This is a genomic window from Bacillus sp. V2I10 (assembly GCF_030817055.1).
In the GTDB taxonomy this organism is placed as follows: Bacteria; Bacillota; Bacilli; order Bacillales; family Bacillaceae; genus Bacillus_P.
Genome location: NZ_JAUSYV010000001.1, coordinates 1,574,315 through 1,599,643, shown reverse-complemented (window position 1 = coordinate 1,599,643; position 25,329 = coordinate 1,574,315). Strand labels below are relative to the sequence as shown.

Annotated in this window: 23 protein-coding genes; 5 read left to right on the top strand and 18 right to left on the bottom strand. The window is 40.0% G+C overall.

Translation table 11 applies throughout. The features are described from left to right. Nucleotides 1-70: 70 nt before the first annotated feature. The 5 genes from tpx to sppA all read right to left on the bottom strand — a co-directional run bounded on the left by tpx (nucleotide 71) and on the right by sppA (nucleotide 3,535). Nucleotides 71-571 (bottom strand): thiol peroxidase, encoded by a 501-nt coding sequence (gene tpx / locus QFZ72_RS08045; protein ID WP_307431651.1) that lies wholly within the window; start codon nucleotides 569-571, stop codon nucleotides 71-73. 185 nt (nucleotides 572-756) lie between these two features. Next, nucleotides 757-1,224 (bottom strand): GerW family sporulation protein, encoded by a 468-nt coding sequence (ytfJ, locus tag QFZ72_RS08040; RefSeq protein ID WP_307431649.1) that lies wholly within the window; start codon nucleotides 1,222-1,224, stop codon nucleotides 757-759. 15 nt (nucleotides 1,225-1,239) lie between these two features. Further along, entirely contained in the window at nucleotides 1,240-1,941 is a 702-nt protein-coding gene (locus QFZ72_RS08035) for a DUF2953 domain-containing protein (RefSeq protein WP_307431646.1), read from the bottom strand. A 58-nt stretch (nucleotides 1,942-1,999) separates the two neighbouring features. Then, entirely contained in the window at nucleotides 2,000-2,515 is a 516-nt protein-coding gene (locus QFZ72_RS08030) for an RDD family protein (protein ID WP_307431643.1), read from the bottom strand. 15 nt (nucleotides 2,516-2,530) lie between these two features. Then, a complete protein-coding gene (gene sppA / locus QFZ72_RS08025; RefSeq protein ID WP_307431640.1) occupies nucleotides 2,531-3,535 on the bottom strand; it encodes a signal peptide peptidase SppA in 1,005 nt (334 codons plus the stop codon). Nucleotides 3,536-3,783: 248 nt separating this feature from the next. On the opposite strand from sppA, the gene QFZ72_RS08020 reads away from it, so the two are divergent. Further along, entirely contained in the window at nucleotides 3,784-4,587 is an 804-nt protein-coding gene (locus QFZ72_RS08020; RefSeq protein WP_307431637.1) for an NAD kinase, read from the top strand. A 455-nt stretch (nucleotides 4,588-5,042) separates the two neighbouring features. On the opposite strand, the gene QFZ72_RS08015 is transcribed toward QFZ72_RS08020, so the two are convergent. From QFZ72_RS08015 to QFZ72_RS07990, 6 genes are all read right to left on the bottom strand, one after another. After that, nucleotides 5,043-6,629, bottom strand: a complete 1,587-nt coding sequence (locus QFZ72_RS08015) for an amidohydrolase (protein ID WP_307431634.1) — start codon at nucleotides 6,627-6,629, stop codon at nucleotides 5,043-5,045. 92 nt (nucleotides 6,630-6,721) lie between these two features. Continuing rightward, entirely contained in the window at nucleotides 6,722-8,299 is a 1,578-nt protein-coding gene (gene mbcS / locus QFZ72_RS08010; RefSeq protein ID WP_307431631.1) for an acyl-CoA synthetase MbcS, read from the bottom strand. A gap of 151 nt (nucleotides 8,300-8,450) precedes the next feature. After that, entirely contained in the window at nucleotides 8,451-8,588 is a 138-nt protein-coding gene (locus QFZ72_RS08005) for a hypothetical protein (RefSeq protein WP_307431628.1), read from the bottom strand. A 105-nt stretch (nucleotides 8,589-8,693) separates the two neighbouring features. Continuing rightward, nucleotides 8,694-8,897, bottom strand: coding sequence for an alpha/beta-type small acid-soluble spore protein (locus QFZ72_RS08000; RefSeq protein ID WP_223437249.1), 204 nt, complete (start codon nucleotides 8,895-8,897; stop codon nucleotides 8,694-8,696). Nucleotides 8,898-8,986: 89 nt separating this feature from the next. Then, on the bottom strand, nucleotides 8,987-10,186 hold the full coding sequence (gene thiI, locus QFZ72_RS07995; protein WP_307431624.1) for a tRNA uracil 4-sulfurtransferase ThiI: 1,200 nt from the start codon (nucleotides 10,184-10,186) through the stop codon (nucleotides 8,987-8,989). Between the two features lie 4 nt (nucleotides 10,187-10,190). Beyond that, nucleotides 10,191-11,330: a cysteine desulfurase family protein gene (locus tag QFZ72_RS07990; RefSeq protein ID WP_307431622.1), complete on the bottom strand. Its 1,140-nt coding sequence runs from the start codon at nucleotides 11,328-11,330 to the stop codon at nucleotides 10,191-10,193. Between the two features lie 260 nt (nucleotides 11,331-11,590). Here QFZ72_RS07990 and brnQ point away from each other — a divergent pair, with 260 nt between their 5' ends. After that, the gene (gene brnQ / locus QFZ72_RS07985; RefSeq protein WP_307431619.1) at nucleotides 11,591-12,949 is read left to right on the top strand and encodes a branched-chain amino acid transport system II carrier protein; all 1,359 of its coding nucleotides are present in this window, start codon (nucleotides 11,591-11,593) and stop codon (nucleotides 12,947-12,949) included. A gap of 46 nt (nucleotides 12,950-12,995) precedes the next feature. Here the strand turns inward: brnQ and ezrA are convergent, their stop codons facing one another. Further along, nucleotides 12,996-14,699, bottom strand: coding sequence for a septation ring formation regulator EzrA (ezrA, locus tag QFZ72_RS07980; RefSeq protein ID WP_307431617.1), 1,704 nt, complete (start codon nucleotides 14,697-14,699; stop codon nucleotides 12,996-12,998). Between the two features lie 228 nt (nucleotides 14,700-14,927). Between ezrA and hisJ the strand changes: the two genes are divergently transcribed. Next, nucleotides 14,928-15,731, top strand: a complete 804-nt coding sequence (gene hisJ / locus QFZ72_RS07975) for a histidinol-phosphatase HisJ (RefSeq protein ID WP_307431614.1) — start codon at nucleotides 14,928-14,930, stop codon at nucleotides 15,729-15,731. Between the two features lie 39 nt (nucleotides 15,732-15,770). Here the strand turns inward: hisJ and refZ are convergent, their stop codons facing one another. Then, nucleotides 15,771-16,409, bottom strand: coding sequence for a forespore capture DNA-binding protein RefZ (gene refZ / locus QFZ72_RS07970; protein WP_307439655.1), 639 nt, complete (start codon nucleotides 16,407-16,409; stop codon nucleotides 15,771-15,773). A gap of 136 nt (nucleotides 16,410-16,545) precedes the next feature. Here refZ and QFZ72_RS07965 point away from each other — a divergent pair, with 136 nt between their 5' ends. After that, nucleotides 16,546-17,025, top strand: a complete 480-nt coding sequence (locus QFZ72_RS07965) for a GAF domain-containing protein (protein ID WP_252201876.1) — start codon at nucleotides 16,546-16,548, stop codon at nucleotides 17,023-17,025. A gap of 35 nt (nucleotides 17,026-17,060) precedes the next feature. Here the strand turns inward: QFZ72_RS07965 and megL are convergent, their stop codons facing one another. Beyond that, a complete protein-coding gene (gene megL / locus QFZ72_RS07960; RefSeq protein WP_307431611.1) occupies nucleotides 17,061-18,248 on the bottom strand; it encodes a methionine gamma-lyase in 1,188 nt (395 codons plus the stop codon). Nucleotides 18,249-18,358: 110 nt separating this feature from the next. Beyond that, a complete protein-coding gene (locus tag QFZ72_RS07955) occupies nucleotides 18,359-20,146 on the bottom strand; it encodes a sensor domain-containing diguanylate cyclase (RefSeq protein WP_307431608.1) in 1,788 nt (595 codons plus the stop codon). A gap of 347 nt (nucleotides 20,147-20,493) precedes the next feature. Between QFZ72_RS07955 and rpsD the strand changes: the two genes are divergently transcribed. After that, nucleotides 20,494-21,096 (top strand): 30S ribosomal protein S4, encoded by a 603-nt coding sequence (rpsD, locus tag QFZ72_RS07950; protein ID WP_307431605.1) that lies wholly within the window; start codon nucleotides 20,494-20,496, stop codon nucleotides 21,094-21,096. 853 nt (nucleotides 21,097-21,949) lie between these two features. On the opposite strand, the gene QFZ72_RS07945 is transcribed toward rpsD, so the two are convergent. The 3 genes from QFZ72_RS07945 to QFZ72_RS07935 all read right to left on the bottom strand — a co-directional run bounded on the left by QFZ72_RS07945 (nucleotide 21,950) and on the right by QFZ72_RS07935 (nucleotide 25,328). Next, nucleotides 21,950-22,756, bottom strand: coding sequence for a histidinol-phosphatase (locus QFZ72_RS07945; protein WP_307431602.1), 807 nt, complete (start codon nucleotides 22,754-22,756; stop codon nucleotides 21,950-21,952). Nucleotides 22,757-22,835: 79 nt separating this feature from the next. Further along, nucleotides 22,836-24,116 (bottom strand): serine hydrolase, encoded by a 1,281-nt coding sequence (locus tag QFZ72_RS07940; RefSeq protein ID WP_307431599.1) that lies wholly within the window; start codon nucleotides 24,114-24,116, stop codon nucleotides 22,836-22,838. A gap of 15 nt (nucleotides 24,117-24,131) precedes the next feature. After that, entirely contained in the window at nucleotides 24,132-25,328 is a 1,197-nt protein-coding gene (locus tag QFZ72_RS07935; RefSeq protein WP_307431596.1) for a phosphopentomutase, read from the bottom strand. Nucleotide 25,329 lies beyond the last annotated feature (1 nt).

Below are 25,329 nucleotides of genomic sequence, written 5' to 3'. Positions count from 1 at the left end.
CAAGTCCTGCTTTTTCGCAAACAAAAAGAACCTCAGTGCCCCGGGGCCATGAGGTTCTTTTTGGCAATTATCAGTTTGCAGCTTTAGCAGCCTCAATTGCAGCATCGTAATTAGGGTGATCTGTTGCTTCACTTACGTATTCAACGTATGTCACTTTATCATTGGTGTCAACTACAAAAACAGCACGAGCCAGCAGTCTTAATTCCTGGATATGCACACCGTACGCTTCGCCAAAAGAAAGATCGCGGTGATCAGAAACCGTTTGGACATTTTCAATGCCGTTAGCTGCACACCAGCGCTTTTGTGCAAATGGAAGGTCTACACTGACAGTTATTACTTTTAAGTTATCCAATTTAGCTGCTTCTTCATTGAAACGGCGTGTTTGTGCATCACATACACCCGTATCAATGGAAGGTACAACTGAAAGAATACGGACTTGACCTTTAGAATCAGATAATGAAACTTCAGACATATCATTTGCAAGCACGGTGAAATTCGGAGCCGTGTCCCCAACCTTTACCTCATTGCCAATAAGCGTTACCGGATTTTGTTTAAATGTAATAGATGCCATAAAAAAACTCCTCCCCAATAAGTATGTACAGTGTTAATATAGCTTGATTAAAGCGCGTTTGCAATGTTTACGCCTATCTATTTACAAAATATTTAAATTATTAAATGGGAAATAAACGTTTACTCAAACATGCGGCGCGGATTTCATAAAAAAATGCCAGTCAATTAAATGACTGGCGCCTGTTATTAAATATCAAAATCTTCTTTTTGCTTCTGCTGATCCATTGATTGATTTTGGCCACTGCGATTTTTTTTGAAAATCCCCTGAATTTTCTCTACCGCCTGAGGAGCAGTATCCAGAATCTTTTCGTATAAATGCGTGCTTTCATCTAAATGAAGCATCTTTACGCCATTTGTGCCAACAATTAAAAATGCAATCGGAGTAATGGAAACACCGCCGCCGCTGCCTCCGCCAAAAGGTAATTTCTGACCTCCCGCTGACCCGCCTGTTCCAGTATGATTTTTTTCCTCGCTGCCTGAGGCGTTAAATTCACTTCCGCCAGCAGCAAAACCAAAGCCAACCTTTGAAACTGTTAAAATGACGCTGCCATCAGGTGTTTCTACAGGATCGCCAATGATCGTGTTCACATCAATCATTTGTTTCAGGTTTTCCATAGCTGTTTTCATAAGTCCTTGAATCGGATGATCACTCATGATAAGTAGCCTCCTCTAAGCTGGTTTATTTTTCTTTTCTTTAGAAAGAAAAGAAAGTTGCTGATTACTAAAGATTGGACGTCCGCCTCTCCAATATTTGAGCAAGCGTAATCCCGCTACCATAGCATGCCCGGTTCGAAAGTGAAGCATACATGAAAGGATCGTTTTTGAACTTTTTTGATAAAAATTTGGTTCAATTGATAGAATTGGCTGGCTTTTCAGCTTCATATGGGCACTGATAACCGCTACCGCTGCTCCTTTTATTGTCCAGCCCGGACCAATAAGCATACCTGTAGTCGCAGCATCTCCGGTCCCTAACTGAGAGCGCCATTCAAATTTAACAATTTGCACATGCTGTAAAAATTTCCGGATGATAGCATGTAAATGAACAATATGCTCTGTCAGTTCTTTAAAATCCTTTATATCCGTCAAAAAATCATCAGGTGAGATTTTTTCATCTTTTTCTTTCGGCTTGCTCGCCATACCCATTTTTTTCTCTTCCTTTAAAATGAGATTTGGGCCATTGGGATCTACTTTTATTAATGGGATTTTGATGGTATACTTCAGCAGCCCGAATACGGCTTTCAGTTTGACTTTTATTTCATCATCATCACCCACATGTTTTAAATCGAAAATAACCGTTATTTTCATAAAAGTAAGGAAAAGAAAGAACAAAAAAAGTGCACATGCAATAATCCAGATCCATAACACCTTCATTCACAACCTTTCAATCATTCATTATCACCTTCCTAAAAAAAAAATAAACCTGCAGCCATTATTCGGCAGCAGGTTCATGTTTTTTCATATATTCCGTTATAACAGCTGTATCTGCAAAGAGATCATGTACTCCCTGCTTTTTAGGCGTAAAGGCAGTGACAGCATATCCGATCCATGTGAATTTTGAAATGAAACGTCCGATCAGCTCTCTGAATAATATGGTACTCCACGACAGCTTTTCATGCTTAAGAGATATGACCTTAAGCCCAAATACCATTTTCCCCAATGTCTGACCCAAGTACTTTGTCATAAAGACAAAGTACAGGTAGAAAGAGACAGCCGTACAAATTTGAATGGGGGAGAAAATGAAATTGTCTGATGTCGGAATCTCTAGCCATGTAAACAGCGGATGAAAGACGATGCGATTTACGCTTCCAATGACAATTAAATCGATTAAATATGCCCAAAACCGGAGCCAGAAGCCTGCGTAATGAACATTCATTACTGGATGGCTTTCTTCTATTCTCTGAAGAGGCTGCTCATGGTTATGTCCTTCTTCATACGTAGCATCCATTTGCAAATCCTCCTCTTATTCTGAATACAGGTACATCATCCGCGGTGAATTAGATTGTGAGAAAAAGCGGTATAATCCCATCAGCTCAAATTCCTCGCTGAACACTTTATTGGCGCCAAGTGCAAGCAATGAATCGAGGCCTGCACTTGTTTCATATTCAATAACGTGAGCGCCTTCTAACTTCAGATCTTTTTTCATACCTTTAAGTGCATCATCGGAAAAACCCAGTTCATCAATTAAGTTTAATTCCTTAGCCTGACGTCCATCATAAATTCGTCCATCAGCAAGTTTGCGCACTTCCCCGTCAGACAAACCGCGTCCGTCGGCAATCACATCAACAAAGCCCTGATATGCATTATCAACCATCGTCTGCAGAATTTCTCTGTCTTCTGGCGTCATTTCACGTGCAGGAGACATAATGTCTTTAAACTCTCCGCTTTTCACCGTTTCAAATTTCACGCCGTACTTTTCTGCAAGACCGCTGTAGTTAATACCCTGCATAATAACTCCTAATGAGCCTGTCAATGTATCAGGCGCCGCATAGATTTTATCAGCTGGAGCTGAGATATAATATCCTCCAGAAGCAGCAGAGGTACCCATAGAAACATAGATACTTTTCTTGTGTTTTTCTTTTGCCTCGATTAAATGCTTATGTATTTCTGCACTTTCAACGACTCCTCCACCAGGAGAATTCACTTTCAGCATAATGCCGCGAACACTTTTATCTTTCGCAGCAGCATCAATCATATCTAAAAATTGCTGATGATGATAACCCGCCGTTTCAAAAAATGAAGTGACATTTTCGCCTGTATCCTGAATGACTCCGTTCACTTCAAGGACAACAATTTTTTTAGATTCATTTCCGGGTTCCAAAACCGTTTCGGTAAACTCTTCATTCGCTGTGAGAGCATTTGTAAAAGCATTGCTGTTTGCCAAAGCCATATTGGTTAAGCTGACTACTGCTGAAATACCAAACAGGACAGCAGCAATGACAAGGGCCCCCCATCGTTTTCCATTCATGATGATTCCTCCCTGATTTTCGCAAGACTTAACTGTTTTCGCATTTTATTGTTGTTTTTCACATAAAATTTGTTCCCGTCTACGGACTTATCTTAAGCACTTAAAACAACCAATTTTACGAAAAGAGATCATAAAAAACGTGCAATTCTTTCAATATTTATGTTAGAAATGGTAAACTAAATACCATAAAGTATTGTAACACCATTTGCTAAGATTGTGTAACTTTTCCAACATTAAGGAGGACTAACATGACAGATAATCGCCGCAACGTTTATTTTTATTACAAAAAAGAGGACGAACTCGTACATAAAGTGAAAGGGCTTACCTCTCTTGCTGAAGAACAGGGATTTACCGTTGTACCGGATTCAAAACAGGCAAATATAATCGTAAGCATAGGCGGTGACGGCACGTTTCTTCAGGCTGTAAGAAAAACGAATTTCAGAGATGACTGTCTATATGTGGGTATTTCAGTTAAAGGAACGGTAAGCCTGTACTGTGACTTTAAAATCGAAGAAACAGATAAAATCATTGAAGCAATGAAAGAAGCGCAAATCGAAGTAAGACGCTATCCGATTCTCGATGTTACAATTGACGGCCACACGACCTTTAAGTGTCTGAATGAATGCTCCATTCGCTCTGGCATTATCAAAACATTTGTCATTGATGTTTTCATTGACGGCCTTCATTTTGAAACATTCAGAGGAGACGGCATGATTATTTCCACGCCTACAGGAAGCACCGCCTACAATAAATCTGTACAGGGTGCTGTAGTTGATCCGCTCCTTCCATGTCTTCAAGTAAGTGAGCTTGCGTCACTTAATAACAATAAATACCGAACACTCGGATCTCCATTCATCTTAAGCGCAGACAGAAAATTGACTCTGAAAATTGTCCAGGATGGTAATGACCATCCCGTAATCGGCATGGATAATGACGCACTAAGCATCCGCCACGTCGAAAAAATTGAACTGTCACTAAGTCACTCAATAATTAAAACGGTAAAACTAAAAGATAATTCATTCTGGGAAAAAGTGAAGCGGACGTTTTTATAATTAGAAAAGCGGAGCCGACTGTTTAGCCCAGGCATGGCAGATAAGGATTCACCGGAAAAGTCCAGGTTTGACTTTTTCGGTGAATCTGTTCTGACCGAGGGGATGGGAGGTGGAGCTGGACACCACGGTCAGATAATAATCTGCATAAAACGGAGCCGATCTGGCGAAAAACATCAAACTGCATCTGCTTATTTAGCGGAAATCCCAGTTTTATTAGCGGTAATTTGATTTTATTTAGCCGATTTATTGAATTTATTAGCTATTTTCAATAATTTATTAGCAGACGATTTTTTTCCTTTCGCCTATATTATTAGGACCCTAGCTAAATTCTAATTTCCCAGCCGAAATGACCTTTATTTAGCCAAGATTCAGTGATTCATTGGATCCGAAAATTGGCCAAATTAAGTAGCACTGAAAGCTGTTCCAAAAGTCAAGAAAAGAGAAAGACATGAAGCTTATTTTGCATGTCTTTCTCTTTTATATACAATGGTATTGTCTACAACCGTCATAACCACTTCTGTTTCGAGCAATGCGTCATCTTTAAAAATATCCCGGTTCAGCACGGTGAAGTCAGCTGAAAATCCCTTTGCAATACACCCACGGTCATTTTCGTGATGTATGGCATAAGCGCTGCCTTTTGTGTAAAGCTCTACCGCTTCATACACAGAAAGCTTCTCTTCAGGCATATATACTTGTTGATCGTAAATGCTTTCTCGCTTGACTGCCGAATAAATTCCGAGAAGAGGATCAATTGGCTCAATAGGGGCATCTGAACCTCCTGCACATTTCAATCCTTCTGATATCAGCGTTTTCCAAGCGTAGCAATCCTTCATTCTATCCTCGCCAATTCTGTCAATCACCCATGGAAAATCACTTGAGACGAATCGAGGCTGAATATCCAATATAATCGGCAGTTTTTTGGCTCTTTCAATTAAGTCTCTTCTTAAGATTTGGGCATGTATAAGCCGGTCATGCTGATTCTTTTTCACAGGAGGATATGCTTCAATGGCATCAAGAGCCTTTTCGAAAGCTAAATCGCCAATCGTATGAATAGCCGCTTCCATTTCGTAGTTTCTTGCTGTTTGAATCAGGCGTTTCAGGTTTTCATCAGAATGAATGCTCACTCCGTTTGTTTCAGGATCATCGTAGTACGGACCGCTTAATAGAGCTGTTCTCCCTCCAAGCGCACCGTCTGCAAAGAGCTTCATTGCCCCAAATTCAATAAATGGCCCAAGATTTCTTTCCTTTTGCTTAAATTCATCTGCCACTAAATGATGGACAAGCAAATGAGCTCTGAATTTCTTTTTTTCATGATTCATGACTTCATCATATGCCATCAATGTATTTTCAAGGCTTCCATAATAGGCTAAATCCTCTGTATGTCCGCCTACAAGACCTTTTTTGTGGCAATCCTCTATCGATTTCATTAATGCTTCTTTTAAGTAAGCATCAGATACTTGAGGCTGCGCCTGAAAAACAAGTTCTTGTGCCTGATCAAGCAAGTAGCCTGTCGGATTTCCGTCAGGATCTTTTACGATAACGCCGCCTTCAGGGTCTGGGGTAGCAGGAGTTATTCCGGCAAGTTTCATTGCTTTGGTATTAACGATGACTGCATGATGGCAAATTCGTTTTAGCATCAAAGGGTGTGTGCAAGTTACTTCATCAAGCTCTCTGCGATGAATAATCTTTTTATCTTCAAACTGATTTTCATTCCACCCTTCACCAACAATCCACGTTCCCGGCTCAAGTCCTTCTGCCCTCTTGCGAAGACTCTGAATGACCTGATCAGATGAAGTCATGCCAGTAAAATCCAAACGGATCAGTTTTTCACCATGACCCATTAAATGCATATGGCTGTCTGTAAATCCCGGAATCATGATGCTGCCTTCAAGATTTATTTCATCCGTGCACGGGTAATCAGTCCGGAGCTTTTCCTCATCCCCGGCAGCCACTACAAGGCCATTTTCAACATAGACCGCTTCAACCGTATCGTTTTCTTCTATTAAAGTATAAATTGTTCCGCCAAACCAAAGCGTGCCCACGGTGACATTCCTCCAGCTTTCTTTTTCAATATATGTTATCACTCGGCGCATTGAAAAACCAGACAGAGTCATCCGTCTGGTTTATTTGCCTATTATGCTTCTGCAAGCTCCTTCTGCCTTAATTCAATTCTTCTGATTTTGCCGGAAGTCGTTTTAGGCAATTCAGAAACAAATTCAATTTTGCGCGGGTATTTATAAGGAGCTGTAAGCTCTTTCACATGATCCTGCAAGACAGGTATAAGTTCCGGCGAGCTCTCATCCACATCATCCTGCAGGACAACATACGCTTTTACGATGCTCCCGCGAAGCTCATCCGGACTTGCGACAACAGCGCACTCTTTTACAAAAGGATGTTTGACGAGTGCGTCTTCAACCTCAAACGGTCCAATTGTATATCCTGAACTGATGATGATATCATCCCGTCTTCCCTCAAACCAGAAATAGCCGTCTTCATCTTTTTTTGCTCTATCCCCGGTAATATAAAAACTGCCTCTAAATTGCATAGCCGTTCGCTCGGCGTCTTTATAATACTCTTTAAATAAAGCTGGTGTATCAACATGGACTGCAATATCACCTACATCTCCGACTTTGCAGATGTTTCCTTCATCATCAATGATTTCGACCTTATTTCCAGGAGTAGGCTTGCCCATTGAGCCTGGCTTTACTTCCATGCCCTTCATCACACCGACGAGCAGGGTATTTTCCGTCTGTCCGTAACCATCACGCACTTCGATGTTAAAGTAATTTCTAAATGTATCAATAACTTCCCTGTTTAAAGGCTCACCAGCAGAAACAGCACTGTGCAGAGAAGGAAGAGAGTATTCTTTTAAATTGTCTACCTTAGCCATCAGACGATATTCAGTCGGTGTGCAGCATAATACGTTAACTTTATAATCCTGCAGCAGCTGAAGATATTTCTTAGGCTCAAACCGCCCATTATAGACAAGTCCTGTTGCACCTGATCCAAGCACCGATAAGAAGGGGCTCCAGATCCATTTTTGCCAGCCCGGTCCTGCCGTTGCCCATACGACGTCATTTTCTTCAATGCTCAGCCAATTCGCAGCTGCTGTTTTTAAATGAGCAAAAGCCCAGCCGTGTGTATGTACGACCCCTTTGGGATTGCCCGTAGTGCCTGACGTGTAGGATAAAAAGGCGTGACTGTCCCTTTTGGTCTCCGCAAGCTTTAGCTCTCCTGATTCCTTCGCTGCTTCATCTTCAAGAGAGTACCAGCCTTCAGCTTTTCCTCCAATTGAAAATTTAAGGAGGGAATCAAATTCATTTATTCCTTTGCATTCCTCTGTGAAATCCGTATAAGAGATGATGGCTTTCACATCTCCGTGGGTCACACGATATTGAAGATCTTTAGTGCGCAGCATTTCCGAGCTTGGGATGACAACAAAGCCAGCCTTTAATGCCCCTAAGTACGCTGCATAGGCTTCAGGAAAACGGGGAATGATGACAAGAATTTTATCTCCCTGCATTAGACCTTTATTTAATAAAGCGCTTCCAATTCTGTTTGCTTTATCAAGAAGCTGTCCGTATGTAAGCTCTTCTTTATCGCCTTTTTCATTCTCCCACTTCAATGCGATTCGTTCTGCATCTTTTGCATGCTTTTCTACTTCTTCTACTAGGTTATAGTTTTCAGGCGCAATTAGCTCATCTCTCAACATTGTGACCCCTCCTTTGTTATCTCATAGTAAATTATACATAATATTTTAACATTTTTGAATATTATTGCAAAATATCTTATATTTTTATTGAAATCCTAGTTTAACCGCTCCATAAAAAAAAGCGCGGAAACATCATCCGCGCTCTCTAGCTTTAGCTTTGCTCATTTGATTCAACTGCGTTTTTAGGTTCATTTCTTCTTTTTCGGCCTTGCTTTTTAGACTTCTGAAGTTTTTGGTCCTGCTCCTGTCCGCCTTCAAATTCGATATTTGGACGATTATTCTTTGTCATGATGAAAAACCTCCTCTATTTAAAATGCTCCGCAAGCATAAAAAAGCGAAAGGAAAAGAGTGGGGTATGATCCCCACCCTTCGTAGCCATATCTATTTAGTTCAATTATTTTGAAAAACCACTCATGTTTTGTTGAGCGAAAGATACTAAACGTTTAGTGATCTCTCCACCTACAGAACCGTTAGCACGAGAAGTTGTTTCAGCTCCTAAGTTCACTCCGAACTCAGTTGCGATTTCGTATTTCATTTGGTCGATCGCTTGTTGTGCACCTGGTACTACTAATTGGTTTGAGCTATTGTTGTTTGCCATGTGTCTTCACCTCCTTGTGAGTATAGATTGTGTAAAAACACATGGCTTCATTCAAACTAATTTTGGTAATTGTTCACAATTTTCTTGGTTTAAAATAATCTTTTTAATTCTTTATCTTCAGCAGACGAAATGACGATTACATCCGTATCTTCAACAGCTTTATCAATCAGCGGTTCAAAATCCAGGAAACTTTCGAACCTTTGTGCTTTTTCAAGTTTTGGTTTTGTAGTTGGCGACGCTGGTGTAAAGATAGTACAGCAGTCTTCGTAAGGCAAAATGGAGGTATCATGTGTTCCAATTTGCTTGGCTATAGTTATGATATCCGTTTTATCATAAGTAATCAGCGGACGGATAATCGGCGTGCTCGTCACCTCATTTATAGCAAACATGCTTTCTAACGTTTGGCTTGCAACTTGTCCAAGGCTTTCTCCGGTGATTATAGCTAACCCGCCCTGTTTTTCGCGGATTCTGTCAGCTATTTTAAGCATCATCCGCCGTGTAGATGTCATGTTATAGCTTTCAGGCACTTGCTTTTGAATCGTTTCCTGTATTTCTGTAAACGGCACAATATAAAGCTTGATTTTCCCGCTGAAAGAAGTAAGCTTTCTTGCCAGGTCAATCACCTTTTGCTTGGCACGTTCACTCGTATATGGAGGACTGAAGAAGTGAACCGCTTCAACATCAATACCGCGTTTCATTGCAAAGAAACCTGCAACGGGACTGTCAATCCCTCCTGAGAGCATTAATACCGCTTTTCCGCTTGCCCCTGCAGGAAGACCGCCCGCTCCCTGATAATCTTTACAGGTCAAATAGGCAGCTTCCTCACGGACTTCAACTCTTAAATCGATATCAGGCTCATGCACATCCACTGTTAAGCCTTCCGAATTTTGCAGAATGTGGCTGCCGATTGCGTGATTAATTTCATTTGTAAGAAGCGGAAATGATTTATCCGCTCTTTTTGCAGATATTTTAAAGGTATCTCCAGGTTTATATTGCTCAGACATCAGCTCAAGTGCTCCATTTTTAATAGCCTCAAGCTCATTCTTTGTTTTTAAAGCTAAACTAAAAGAATGTATGCCGAAAACATTTTTCAGTTTTTCAAGAATCGGTTCGTGATTTTCACCGTGAAGCCTGATATACATACGGTCTCTGTTGCTGCTGTAGCCTAAGGCCGGAAACTCATGCAACACCAGTTTTATATTTTCTTTTAATTGATCGACAAACCGTTTTCGATTTTTTCCTTTTGTAGAAATTTCTCCATATCGAATTAAAATATGATCATAATTCATCTTACTACCTCGTTAATTTCGTTAATTTTTCAAGAGATTTCTTAAGAACATCCATAAATTCTTCCAGCTCTTCACTTGTATTTTCATAAGAAAGACTGATTCGGATCGAACTTGATGCGACAGCTTCTCCTTTTCCCATAGCGAGCAGTACTGTGCTGCTTTTTTTCCTTTTCGACGAACATGCAGAGGTTGTCGAGACATAGATTCCGGATTGTTCAAGCATATGTAAAAGCACTTCTGCCTGAATACCTGGTGCAGAAAAATTAATAATATGGGGTGCAGACTTATTCGCAGATGTATTTACGACAATACCTTCTATTTTATTTAATTTTTGGATCAGATTCGTTTTCATCTTTTGCAAATTTTCTTTACAATCTTCATTTTTTTCCATGGACATTCTTAATGCTTTTGCCATTGATACCGCAAGTGCGATGCTCTCCGTACCTGAACGGGCCTGCTTCTCCTGGGCCCCTCCCGAAAAAAGGGGCTCGAATTTCATTCCTTTTCGGGCATACAATACTCCGCAGCCATTAAGTGCATGGAATTTGTGGCCTGATATCGTACATAAATCAATCCCTTTAAGTGAAAGAGGAACTTTAGCCGCTCCCTGTACATGATCAACGTGAAAATAAATGTCCGGAAAATCAAGCAGCACCATGCTGATTTCTTCTATTGGCTGAATCGATCCTGTTTCATTATTTACATGCATAATTGATACTAAAATGGTTTCTTTTCTGATGTTTTTTTTAATTTCTTCTACTTCAACAATTCCTTCTTCATTTACAGGCAGATACGTTACGTCAAAGTCAAACAGTTTTTGCAGCTGTCTGCAGCTTTCAATAACAGAAGGGTGTTCAATTTGTGTAGTGATAATATGGTTCCCTTTCTTTTTTAAAGAAAGTGCCGTCCCTTTTATGGCTAAATTATTTCCTTCTGTGCCCCCGGATGTAAAAATAATCTCTTGTTCATCTGCTCCTAAAAGACCAGCCATTTGTTTTCTTGCCTGTGCTAATAGATTTTCTGCTTCTGCACCGAGACCGTGCAGCGAGGAAGGATTGGCAAAATAACGGGTTGCAACATGTGCAAAAGCATGCAATACTTCTTCATATGGTTTTGTGGTTGCACTATTATCAAGATAAATCAAAATATTCAATCCTCCAATACATTGAAAAACAAGGAGTCCTGAGACTATATATTTTTTAAAAAAAGTAATGGTGTACGAAACAAACAATCATAATAACATAAAACCAACAAATAAGAAATAAATGTATGACTATTTGACATATCAAATTTTTTGAATATAATAAAAACTGATTTAATATTATTTTTCGACAAATTTTTTAGATGATGTGGTAGGATGAAAACGTATACATTTCTAACACTCAGTCTTCAGGGGGATTTTTCATGTCAAAATCATTGCCATTAAAAGAAACTTTAACTATAGGACTTATGCTCTTTGCCCTATTTTTCGGAGCAGGTAATTTAATCTTTCCGCCCGGTTTGGGCCAGCAAGCTGGTGTAAACATGTGGGAGGCGATCATCGGTTTTCTGATTACTGGTGTTGGACTCCCGCTCCTTGGGGTTGTCGCGATTAGCGTATCAGGCAGTGATGTTCAATCTCTGGCAGGCAGGGTTCATCCCGTTTTCGGTTTAGTATTTACGTTTGTTTTATATCTAGCCATTGGTCCTGTCTTTGCCATTCCAAGAACAGGAACGGTCACATATGAAGTAGGTATATTACCTTTCTTGCCCGCTGCAGCAGCAGACAGCAGCTTGCCTTTGTTTATATTCACTATTATCTTTTTTGGAATTACGTTTTGGCTGTCACTCAATCCTGCGAAGATTGTAGATACAGTCGGGAAACTGTTAACCCCAATCTTACTGATTGTACTTGCACTAATCTCAGTTAAGATGTTCATAACACCTATGGGAGAAATGCAGGCTCCTAAAGGAGAATATGCAAATGGTGCCTTTTTCACAGGATTTTTAGAAGGATATTTGACAATGGATACTCTTGCAGCATTAGTTTTCAGTATTGTTGTCATAAATGCTGTTAAAGAACGAGGGATTACAGACCGTGCGGCCATTGCAAAAATCTGTATCAGATGCGGATTAATTGCAGCTGCGGGTCTTGCGGCTGTTTATATTGCCCTTGCGTATTTGGGAGCTACGAGCGTCAGCCAAATTGGTTATTTTGATAACGGCGGTGCAGTTTTGTCTGAATCAGTCAATATCCTATTTGGTTCACTGGGAAATGTGATCTTAAGCACCGCTATTACATTTGCTTGTCTGACAACAAGTATTGGCCTTGTTTCAGCTTGCGGGAAGTACTTTTCAATGGTCTTTCCAAATGTTTCGTATAAACTGATCATCACAGTTATTTGTTTATTCAGTACAATTGTAGCAAACGCGGGATTAACGAAGCTGATTGCTTTTTCTGTTCCCATTTTGATTGCTTTATATCCGCTTGCAATTGTTCTGATCATTCTTTCTTTTCTTCACAATTATTTTAAAGGTGCACCTGAAGTTTACATCGGCAGTTTAATCCTGACAACAGTCATCAGCATTGCTGATGGATTAAAAGCTGGAGGTCTGCTCCCAGGCGCAATTAACGAGTGGCTGGTATCCACTGTTCCGTTATTCGACTACGGCATTGGATTTTTAGTCCCTGCTATCATTGGCGGAGTGATTGGGTTTATCATCTCCTCCACCCGGACTAATCAGAAAAACGGTGCAGCCTTGGCAAGCTCGCGAAGAAAATAGAAATGAATAAAAAACCTCCCGTACCTTTTTGGTACGGGAGGTTTTTTTATGAGGATGGTTTTGTTTCTTCATCCAGAATGATCTGAAGCTTTGAAAGTGAACCTGGCTCAACTTGTTCAAGAGCCGCGGCTGCTTTTTCAAGCGACTTGCTGTATTCATATTTCCGGAAATGAAATTCCGCCTCTTTTAACTGATCAGCTACTGTTCCATTTCTTCTTCTGTATTTATTGCCATATTGAATGACTTTTTCAGCCAAATATACTTGTTCAATCATTTCCTCCGCCTGTGTGGAGAAAGTATCAATGTTCTTTGTAGCCTCATCAAGCATTGAATTAACCACAATCATATCCAATGGAATCTCTTCAAGCTTGCGTGAAACATGTGAAATCGATTGCTTCGCTTCCTGAAGCAGCTGCGCAAGACTCTCAGGCAGTCCAGGCACATTGCTTTTCTGGATTTTTCTGCTGGAGTCGTGAAGCTGCTTTCTTGCATCTGCCAATGCTTGTCTTGCTTCCCGTTCTTCCTTGCGGAGTGCCTGAAGCAGCTCACTGAAATCCTGATGCTCGGTTTTGACAGAAGCAATATGCTTCTCAAGTTCTTCAAGCTCTTCTTTTAAAATAGAATGGGCAAGCTGTTCTGTCTGCAGGTTATTTTGAATATGCGAGAACTGCTTATAGAGTGAATTAATCTGTTTTTCCAGTTTTCTTTGTTTATCCAAATCAACTTCAGAAATCTGGTAGCTCTGTCTAACAAGTTCTGCTTCTTCCTGCGTTTCTTTACGTTTAGTGAGAAGCTCTGAAATCTGCTGATCAATCTTGCTTGTTGCCGCTTGCACATAATGATGGGCAAGAACTTCTTTTTCCAGCAGATCATAGAATGTGTCAATTGCTTCCTGAATTTCTTCTAAGTTTTCTTTTACTTCAGCTGTATTTGTTTCAGCGAGGAGCTCCATATGCTCTTCAAGCTGCTTCGTCATTTTGAGAAGCTCTGTTTCAAACTGAATATGCTTTAAATGGAAGCCATTATCCAGCATTTCCTGATAGCCCTCAGCAAGCTCTGCAAGCTGACTCGGAATAACTGTGTGACACTCTACCAAAAGTTTTGGTATGTCATCAATCTTAGAGAGCAGGATCAGAATTTCTTCTTTCTGAACGAGCAGAATCTCTCTTGCAGCTAAATAGTTGCCTGCCTCAGTTTCTGCATCAAATTGTTTTAAAGCTTCAACGATCTCACCAAGCTTTGCATCAAGCTTTGCTTGAGCTTTGCCAAACGTATGGCTGTGTGCAAGAAGCTTCTTTTTTGCTTTTTTCACATTTGCCCTTACGTCCTCTATCTCTGTGCTGTTCTTTTCTTCGCTCGTAATCAGCTCATTGATCTCAGATATGATGATTTCAATTGATTCATCAACAATCTTCAGTGTTTTTTCGATGTGTTCCAAAACCTTCTTGGATTTAGTAAAACGGTATTTATCAGCATAGTCCTCTGCATCAAACAGAAGCTCCTCCACTTCAGGAAGCTGGGCAGTAATAATCTCATCCCATTCCTTCCTCCACCGTTCAAATAATTCTTCGGCTTGCCCCGTCATTTTCAAATCTTTGACTTTTGAAAGTTCATCTACAATCGACCGGTTCATAATCTCAATCTTCAAGGCTTCTAAACGATCTACTTCTTTGTATATGTTTCTTCTGATAACGTAGCCGACACTAAATAAAACCAGCAAAATGACAATAAGTCCAATAACGACTTCCATAATGAGCCCCCTCGTTGTGTTCCAGCAAATCGTCATAACAAGGTATAATATTTTTATATGAATGTAAGTAACGATTGTCGAATTCTTATGTAAAGTGTATTTATTTGTGAATGATGTTATTTCATTGTATTTATGATACCATGTAAACGACAATTTTTGACCGATAATTTAAATTTTTTTACATAATTTATCGCCATATTTCGCGGTTTTCGAGAGGTGTGACAAAGCATGATAAAAAAGGACGGACATGTCCATACTCCATTTTGCCCACATGGTACAGCAGACAGTTTTGAAATGTATATCGAAAAAGCTCTTAATATTGGATTGGAAGAAATAACATTTACTGAGCATGCTCCCCTGCCTGATGGTTTTTCCGACCCCGTTCCTGATTCAGACAGTGCAATGAGCAGGAGACTTTTAAATGACTATATCTCACAACTGTTAACAGTAAAAGAAAAATACTCAAAAGACATTAAGGTTAACATTGGATTTGAAATTGATTATATTGAGGGATTTGAACAAGAGACACAGGCATTTCTGGATGAATACAGCAAGTATGTTGATGATGCTGTGCTTTCGGTTCACTTTTTAAAAATAGGAGATCAATACTATTGCGTGGATTTTCATGAGAGTGCATTTCCTCAGATGATTGAAGCTGCAGGAAGCTTGAAATCACTTCATATAAAATATTATGAAACCATGCTTGCGGCAGTAAAATCGAATCTTGGGCCACATAAACCGAAAAGGCTTGGGCATCTAACGCTCATCAATAAATTTCAAAAGCGGTTTCCTGCAGATTTTGATTTAAAGAACATGCAATATGACTTGCTGCTTGCCACTAAAGAACAGAACATGGAGCTTGATTTTAATGTTGCAGGATTAAGGAAAGATTTATGCGGTGCCATTTATCTTGATCAATGGATGATTAACGAGGCAAAAAAACAAAACATCCCTCTCGTATACGGGTCTGACGCCCATAGTGCAAAGGATGTTGGTGCACATTATTCCCTTTTTAATGAGGCTCTTTTCTAAGATTCATATGCAGAATGATTGGGTGGAATCCTGTATTTCTTAAACAATAGCTTCTTTCTGTGCAGGTTCGCACAGCAAATGATCGATCCATATTTCAATTTCGTGGAAGTATTGTTTTACAAAATAGGTTTCATGTGTCTGTATATAAAGCACTTCAGTCATATATTGAGGCTGAAGGTAGGGCATATTCAGCAGGCTCTTCAGCTGCACTAAAATGTGCACCATTGGGGCCTTGCGGAAATAGCCGGTTTTAATGCCTTCTTCAAGAATGGCTTTTAAATAATACTTTTCCTTCGTCAGATACGTAGTCATGACTTCTCTTATTAAAATTGAGTCCAGGGTAACTTCTCTAAGCACAAACCTCGCAAGTTGACGATTATGATGCTGGTAGTTTAAAATGTCCTGAATTAAGAGAAGAAGACAATTTTTCGGTGTTTCATGGCTCAGGCGAATATAGCCTTCTTCAATGACAGAAAGGTATCCTTCATAATACTTGGAGACAAGGTACTCCAAGAGACCGCCCTTTCCATTAAAATAGTAGGAGATATGAGCAACATTCACATTTGCTTTTTTAGCGATTTCCCTGACAGAAGTCCCATTAAAGCCCTGTGTGTTGAATAATGCAATTGCTGCGTCAATGATCTTTTCTTTCGTTTGATTGGGGACGGTCGGCTGCATTGGCATAATTCTCACCCCTTTCATCATTACTATGTTATTTCAAGGAAGCAGGAGGTTTATCCTCTAATGTTTTCTCGACAAAGTTTGTCCGGCTCTTTATAAATTGCTGAAAAATATACAAAGGTGGGTAATAACCATGTTTCATGTCGAAAAATACAGCGGCAAACAAGAAGAAAATTATCAGCTGCTTATTAAGCAGCTGAAGGCTCTATTAGAAGGAGAAAGCGATCAAATCGCCAATTTATCAAACGCTTCTGCATTATTGAATCAATTTTTGCACGAAGTGAACTGGGTCGGTTTCTATTTATATAAAGACAGCGAGCTTGTATTAGGACCATTCCAGGGTCTTCCTGCATGTGTCAGAATCCCTATGGGCAGAGGAGTTTGCGGAACAGCCGCAGCCAATCAAAAGACTGAGCGCATCGCAGACGTTCACTCTTTCCCTGGTCATATTGCATGTGATGCAGCATCACAGTCTGAAATCGTTATACCAATTGTAAAAGATGGGCAGCTGTTCGGTGTGCTTGATATCGACAGCCCTGTAAAAAACCGTTTCAGTGAACTGGATCAAGAATATTTAGAAAAATTTACAGTGGCACTGACAGATTTTTTATAAGAATCACAAAACCGGAACCTTTAAGTTCCGGTTTTTTATTTTCTCTCTAGTGCTTGTTTTAAATCTTCCCAAATATCCTCGATGCTTTCAAGACCTACCGACAGCCGGACTAGATTATCTTCAATCCCCATTTGTTTTCTTTCATACTCCGGTATCACCGAATGTGTCATAGTTGCCGGGTGCTGAATCAAGGACTCTGCATCTCCGAGGCTAACAGCAATTTTTATCAGCCGGAGCGAGTTTAGGAAAGCTTGAGTTGCTGATTTATCATGGTACTTAAGAGTAAAGCTAATGAGTCCTCCGCCTTTTTTCATTTGCCTCTTAGCAAGGGCAACCTGCCCTGGTTCTCCCAAAAATGGATAGGCAACACGTTCAACAGATGGATGAGCAAGCAGCCTTTCTGCAATTTCCCCTGCATTTTCACAGTGGCGATCCATTCGGACAGGCAATGTCTTCAAACCTCTAAGCAAAAGCCAGGCATCAAATGGAGACATAATGGCGCCGATATCTTTTCTTTCTGTCATTGCAAGCTTTTGAATGTATTCTTTCTTTCCTGCAACAAAACCTCCGATTACATCCCCATGGCCGCTAATATATTTTGTTGCACTGTGCAGCACAATGTCGCACCCGTGCAAAAGAGGCTGCTGAAGATATGGTGAACAAAATGTATTATCAACTATTACTTTTAATTCGCGTGACTTCGCAGCAGCGGTAACTGTTTCCAGATCAATCATCTGCATAGTAGGATTAATTGGCGTTTCAATATAAATGCATGAAGTCGATGGTTTAATTGCAGCTGTTATTTCCTCTATACTGTTTAGTTCTGAAAATGAATACGTGACCCCAAATTTTTCTTCAAGCATTTTCAGCAATCCAAATGTACATCCATAAATTCCTTTAGAACAAAGAATATGGGAACCTGTTTTGACCATAGACATGAGAACCGCTGATACAGCTCCCATACCGGAACCAAAAGCAAGTGCTGCTTCAGCCTCTTCAAGTGCTGCTATTTTCTGTTCGGCTAATTGTACGGTTGGATTGCCTAATCGAGAGTAAATATGACCTTCTTCTTCTTCTCCTGCGAAACGCTTTTCTCCAGTTTCAGCCCGGTCAAATACGAATGTCGCTGTTTGATAAAGCGGAGGCGTTAAACTGTTATATGGGTCCATCATTTGTTTATGTCCGTGAATAACCTTTGTTTCAAAGCTGAATTCCTTCCCCATGTTCTCTCCTCCTTCTCTTCCTACATTCAATATCATATGATAGTTCTGTAAATTTTGAAAGCGCTTTCTTTATAAAAGAAAAAAGATGGCATCCTAAAATGACATCTTTCTTATACAACCTCTATATCCTCTTGAAAAATGACACAGTTTTTGCCGCTTTCCTTCGCACTGTATAAAGCTTTGTCTGCACGCCTGATGATTCTTTTCAGCGTATCATGACGGCCATCCCTCCAATGTGCGACTCCGCATGAAACAGTAACTGTTGGAACTGTTTCTTTCCGTACTGAAGCTGCAAGGCGGTTCGCAAAAGTGATTCCTGCTGCAAGATCCGCCTGAGGCAAATAGACCGCAAGTTCTTCACCGCCCCATCTTGCACCAATATCGTGTTCACGGATGCTGTTCTTAATAATCTTTGCGACTTGAATAAGAACTTCATCTCCAACTTGATGTCCATAAGTATCATTAATCAGCTTAAAATTATCTATATCCACCAAGATGAACGTTCCCTGCCGGTCTTTTTCAAAGGAACTCTGTAAGGACTCATCCAAAAAGTTGCGGGAGTGTAATTTTGTTAAATGATCGGTTTTAACAAGTTGCTCCAGTTCTTCCCGAAGCATGGAATTCATCAGGGCCAGCGTAGAATGATGAATAAGTGATTGCAGCAGCTTAAACATCTCAAATGTAAAGAAATAAGAGTCAGAATGAAGAATAATGGCAAATCCCTTCAGCTGTTCGCTTTGAATCATCGGGATGGCAATGAGCGAGGAAAATTCTGATCTTTCATTTACCCTTACTTCCCCCATAAACATACCTTCTAATTGCTGGCTAACTTTGCTGTGAACTAAATTAATATAAGGTTTTGATTCCCCTTTGTGAAAAAAGGGCGTACTGCCCGGCAAAATGTGCGGCTGTCCTTCCTCATTCATATAATAAAAGCCAACCTCTTCAGCAGAAAATGAACGCATAATTCGTTCTGACATGAAAGTCATCGTTTCAATTAACCGCAAGTTTTTATTCAGACGCTGAGAGGTTTCATTTATAAGCTGCAGGTCAGAAACAAGCTTTTTTGATTGTTCATAAAGTTTTGCGTTTTCAAGTGCATTGCCGGCAGCCTTTGCGAGAGATGTAATAATAAGCATGACATCGTTGTTCAAATAAGACTGATTTTGCTGTGTGACTTCTAAAACTCCATATACACCCTGATTTCCCTTAAGTGGAGCATAAACAAGCTGATTTGAGTTTTTGGAAAGCTCCCACTGTACATCCCCTGTCAAATAAGCCTCCATCGCTTTTTCATTTCCGTAATTCCCCTCATAATCCAAGCTTTTAATCAACAAATTTTGTTTATTGTCAATATCCTGTGACAGGAACAAATAAAAAAGATAGGCAGGAAACATCGTTTGAAGAGAAAAGATTAATTGATTCAAAACTTCGTCCTTGCTCATAGTAGAATGAAGTTTTTCTGTCAGCTGATACAGTGATTTATGTTTTGCGTCGCTCTCCTTTTTATTAAACAGCCTGATAAAATAGGAAAGGAACTGATGACATTCACTTTGAAGTTTATCGTAGAATTCCTTACTGAATGCCTTCTTTTCTTCTTTTATTACGATAAGAAATTCTCCCCGAATTAATAGTTCAACCTCACGATCATGCATTTCTACTTGATTTTGCTGTTTAACAATGCGATTGAATTGATAAAAGCCGGCAGTTGCAGCCAGCAGAACAAACTTATGATTCTCATATTTAAAAAGCGCAACATCCTCTGAATTCATTGCCTTTTGCAGGGTGCTGACAAAGTATTCTTCATGTGTTTTGCTGTTTTGCAGGCTTTCGATGCTGATATAATCAAAGAAAAGACTCTTAATAGACATTAACGTATACTCTGATAGGTGTGTCACAAAAATCCCCCGTATTGTCGAATCCTGCATTATTTATTTCAGTATAGCATAGAATATTTTCCAATTTATCTATTTAATGTTTTTTTCAAAAGATTCATCACTGCACCTTTTTCAAATGTTTCCTTGACTTTATATTATTAAAATCATATAATGTTCGTTGTGTAAAATAAATATTCGCAGCCTATTGATACCACTGCTGTGATTTCATTTTGTTCCTCCATCGTGAGGTGTATCGTGTAACTCTCTGCTGCTGGAGCGAGGATATATGAAAACAAAATGTGCATGTCAGTCAGGATCAGTCTGTTTTTATTTTATGCCAAATAAAAACATGTAAGGAGGAGACATATATGTCTCGTTATACAGGTCCAAGTTGGAAACTTTCCCGCCGTCTGGGAATTTCATTAAGCGGAACAGGTAAAGAATTAGAAAAGCGTCCATTCGCGCCAGGTCAGCACGGCCCGACTCAACGCAAAAAATTATCTGAGTACGGCTTACAATTACAGGAAAAACAAAAGCTTCGCCACATGTTCGGTGTGAACGAGCGTCAATTCCGCAACACATTTGACAAAGCTGCTAAAATGACTGGTAAACACGGTGAAAACTTCATGATTCTTCTTGAGTCTCGTTTAGACAACGTTGTATATCGTCTTGGTTTAGCTCGCACTCGCCGTCAGGCACGTCAAATCGTTAACCATGGTCACATCATGGTTGATGGAAGCCGTGTAGACATTCCATCATTCCAAGTGAAACCAGGTCAAACAATCACTTTACGTGAAAAATCAAGTAACCTTGACATCGTTAAAGAATCAATCGAAGTAAGTAACTTCGTTCCTGAATTCTTAACTTTCGATGCTGACAAATTAGAAGGTACTTTCACTCGCTTACCTGAGCGTTCTGAATTGCCGGCTGAAATTAACGAAGCTCTTATCGTTGAGTTCTACTCACGTTAATTGAATTGCTAAGTTAACGAAGTATTTAAAAGCTCTAAAAACCTTATTTTCTCTAGGTTTTTAGGGCTTTTTTTATTTTTCGCTTTGCAAACTGGCTAAGTCTCTATTTTCTAAAGGCGTAAATGAGATGAATAACATTAATACTGAAATGAGAGATGCGTTAGAGACTAAGATAGAAAGGTATGAATTATAATACCGCCTGAAATCATTCAGGTCGTTTATTGTTTGTGTATTATTTTTATGAATTTCTATAAAATGTAAAAAACGTGTCTTTTAAGCAGTTAATGTCCCTATTCAATTCTTTTATTTCTGAATAAGATATTTTGTAGAAAGGAGGATTGAGTACAATTAATAATGAAACCAAGTTTGTTGATGCTTTATTTGATAAATACAACTCTTATTTAAAATTCAATTCTATTCAAAATGCAGATAAAGATCATTTAATTAATAGAGTTGATCAATTTAGTAAACAGGTAATAATACAGAGAACGCTGCAGCTATATACACAACTGCATAGTTCTTTGCGTAATTAATCCTTTTTCAGAAAAGTATATAATTTCAATCGGCATCTGCTGATTTTTTGATTTCTCCAATAAGACCTTCATAATATCAGCTCCTTTATTCTCCTTTCATCATATGCAAACAAATGTTCTGTTACAACAGATAATACAAATTTATTTTCGTGTAATTTTTGGAAAAGGTAAGATATTATATATTTCAGCATTTTTCCTGCTGTCCTGATAAATTTTTCTCCAAACCAATATGGTAAACTTCGCAAACTGTCTTCCAACACTATTTCTTCAATTTTCAGGCCAAGTCTCAAGATCTTTTTCTAGTGATTCACTGGAATTTTTTACAAATAAGTCATAAACCGTTTTCTTTGCCTAAAAATAGCCCATTCTTTAAATCCTATTTCTTTTAGCACACTCTGCACCTCCTCAAATTCATCTCCGACACGTGCAGGGGTGTGGGCATCTGACCCGAATGTGACCTTCACTCCATGATAAAGCGCTCTTTCCAGTATTTCGTCAGAAGGATACCATCCTCCGCAAAATTTGTTTTTGCCGGATGTATTGATTTCAATCGCTACATCACACTCTGAAATGATGGTTAACGTCCTGTCCACCGCCTCGGTTTGAATCGCTGAAAAATCGGGATAATAACCTTTCATGGCGTCTATGTGACCAAGAATTTGAAACACGCCACTGTGGGCAGATTTCTGAATCAAGGTGTAATAGTTGTCCTTCGTCTTCTGTTTCTCCTGTTCAGTGAGCCCTTCCCAGCGATCTTTTTTAAAGATATTCAGCCCTTCTACATGATGTACCGATCCAATCACATAATCGAATGGATACTTTTCGAAATACTGCTTGTACATATGGATATGCTCCGGAAAAAAATCAGATTCTACACCGAGAAGAACTTCGATTTTGCCTTCATACTCTTTTTTCAGGCTCAGCACTTCCTCCACGTATTCTGGAAAATGACTTTTTGCCATCGCAATATTTGGATACAAATGGTCTTCTTCGCTGTATAGATATGGAGAATGGTCTGAAATCCCTATGATATCCAGCTGTTTTTCCAATGCCGCTTCCACGTAATCGCGAATGGAGCACTCTGCATGTCCGCATCTTTCATGATGAGTATGGTAATCAAATTTCATTTTCTACACCCCGCTTTTCTTTTATTAGTAGTGTATCAATTTTCCGTCATGCTAAAAAGACACCTATTTGTAAGGTGTCTTATCGATTAATCGAAGAATAAACGATGTTGGCGATTTTCTTAGACAGCGGTCCTGTGCTCGCATAGCTTCCGCTCGGGAGCTGTCCATTGTTTTGTTTGTTGGTAAGCAGGATGATCTGCAGGTTGTATTCCGGATCTATAATCACTTGAGTTCCTGTAAATCCTGTATGACCAAAGGCTTTTTCCGAATACTGGTCACCCATGTACCAGTTTTTCGCTTTCTCAAATCCATACCCTTGTCCGAACGCTTGGTCAGAAGTAAAGGTGTTGACCGTTTCCTGATTGTAAATTTCCACTTTGCCATAGGACCCGCCATTCAGCATGACCTGTCCTAATACGGCTAAATCCATAGCCGTTGAAAACAAACCGGCATGACCGGCAACCCCGCCGTTTCCGTAAAAGCTGTTGCCATCATTCACTTCTCCAACGAGTGTATAGTTCCTCCAATAAGGAAACATGTCTGGATCTTCATCTACATCGTATCCAAAGTCAGGATCATCAATCATTTTATACTCATACGGATTTCCCCATGAAGTAGCGGCGATTTTCTTCTTCTGCTTCTCATCAGGCGTGAACATCGTATTCTTCATCTTGAGAGGCTTGTAGATTTCGTTTTCCAAGTATCGATCAAGTCGCTGGTTACTGATTTTTTCAATCACAAATCCAAGTGTCATAAAACTGAAATCACTGTATTTCCGCTGCGTGCCTGTACCGTATTCAAGCGGCAGCTTATTAATATAGTTCAGTACTTCTTTTGAATTGCGGGCGTAAAGGTAGGTAGGGTACCAAGGGGTTAATCCTGACGTATGCGTTAATAAATCTGCTATGGTTACATGCTCTTTCCCATTTTGACCAAATTCAGGAATGTATTTAGCTGCAGAATCGGATAGGGATAATTTATTCTCATACTCGAGCTTCATAATCCCCTGGGTTGTGCCCATCACTTTTGTAACAGAGGCTAAATCAAAAATATGATCCTTTTTCATTTTTCGGGGATGATCGAGAAGGTTTCCCATATCGTATTTTTGAGCATCACCGTATGCTTGTTCCTTGAGTATTTTTCCGTTTCTTGCAACGAGCACGACCGCTCCGGGTGTAATTCCATCTTCTATTGCACGGTAAACAGCACCATCGATTTCTGATAGAAACTTTGGATCCATACCTTCTGTTTTAGAATTCCCATAGCTCAGTTTGCCAGGCTTTTCTTTAGCGGATACGCCGGCTGAAACTGGAGCTATAAATAGGAAGATGATCATCAGATATACACCTATCTTTTTCATTCTTTGCCCTCCTTTTTAGTTCGCATTCAAGATTTCTCTCAAAAAACTTCTTCCATATTCAGGAGCGGGGATATTGGCATATTCGGCCATGGTTGCCGCAATATCCGCCATCGTTTCCCGTTCTCCGATTGACACTGGCTTGACTTTGTTTCCAATCACAAGAATTGGCGTTTGCTCTCTTGTATGGTTGGAGTGGCCGATTGTCGGATCGTTTCCGTGATCAGCTGTGACGATCAGCAAATCATCATCTTCGAGTTTTTCCCGGAATACTGCAAGAAAGGAATCGGATTGCTCAAGCACCGAGCGATACCACTCGCAATCCTGTTTGTGCCCCGCTAGATCGGTTTCCTGGACATTTATAAGAAAAATCGCATCCTTTTCTGCTTTCCGGTAGTGGTGCTCAAAAGACGAGAGCACTTTGACGGTTTCAACAGCGGAGTCACTGAATCCCTTTGCCTGAACGACATCGGCGGTTTTCCAAATCCGGTAGACTGGCAGACCTTCCCTCTCTGCCAGGTGGGCAAACTGTCTGCTGTAATCCACTCCAAATCCAAGATGCAGCACATGGTAGCCTTCGCCGTATACATGGGCTTTCGGACTATCCACTCCCCACTGACCGTTCGGCTTGTTCATTACGGCTGATAATATTTTCACAATAGACGTTTTTTCATTCCCGAATACGATGACCCTGCTCGTGTCCACGCAGCTTCTTACAACTCTTGCAATCTCACATGCTTCTTCAAATGCAATTTGATTTAAATCGCATATTAAATTAATAATATTTCCAGGTGAGGACTCCAGATTGTCGCCAATTACAATACAGTCATTCACCAGTAAAAGCGGAGCTTCTGGAACCGGATACTCTGCACGGCAGCCGTTTTTGATCAGCTTCAACTTGATGCGCCTGCTGACTTCTTTCATCAGCCGTTTTTTAGGAACTCCAGGTTTGCTGCCCATCAACTCCTGGTGCCCCATAAACGTATCCGCTCCATCATGTGCAAGGTTGCTTTTTCCATAAGCAGCGACTGGCAATCCGGTTCCATCAGTCAACTGGTTTAATCCGGAGTTATATAGAAAAGGAATGTTCAGTCCAGATGCTTCCTTCAAGTGCTGATATGTGTTCGCATTCATGTCCTCCGGCTTGGCAATTGCACAGTCCTGCATCGCTCCTATGCCGAAACCGTCCAAAATAAATAAAGATACCTTTCCCATT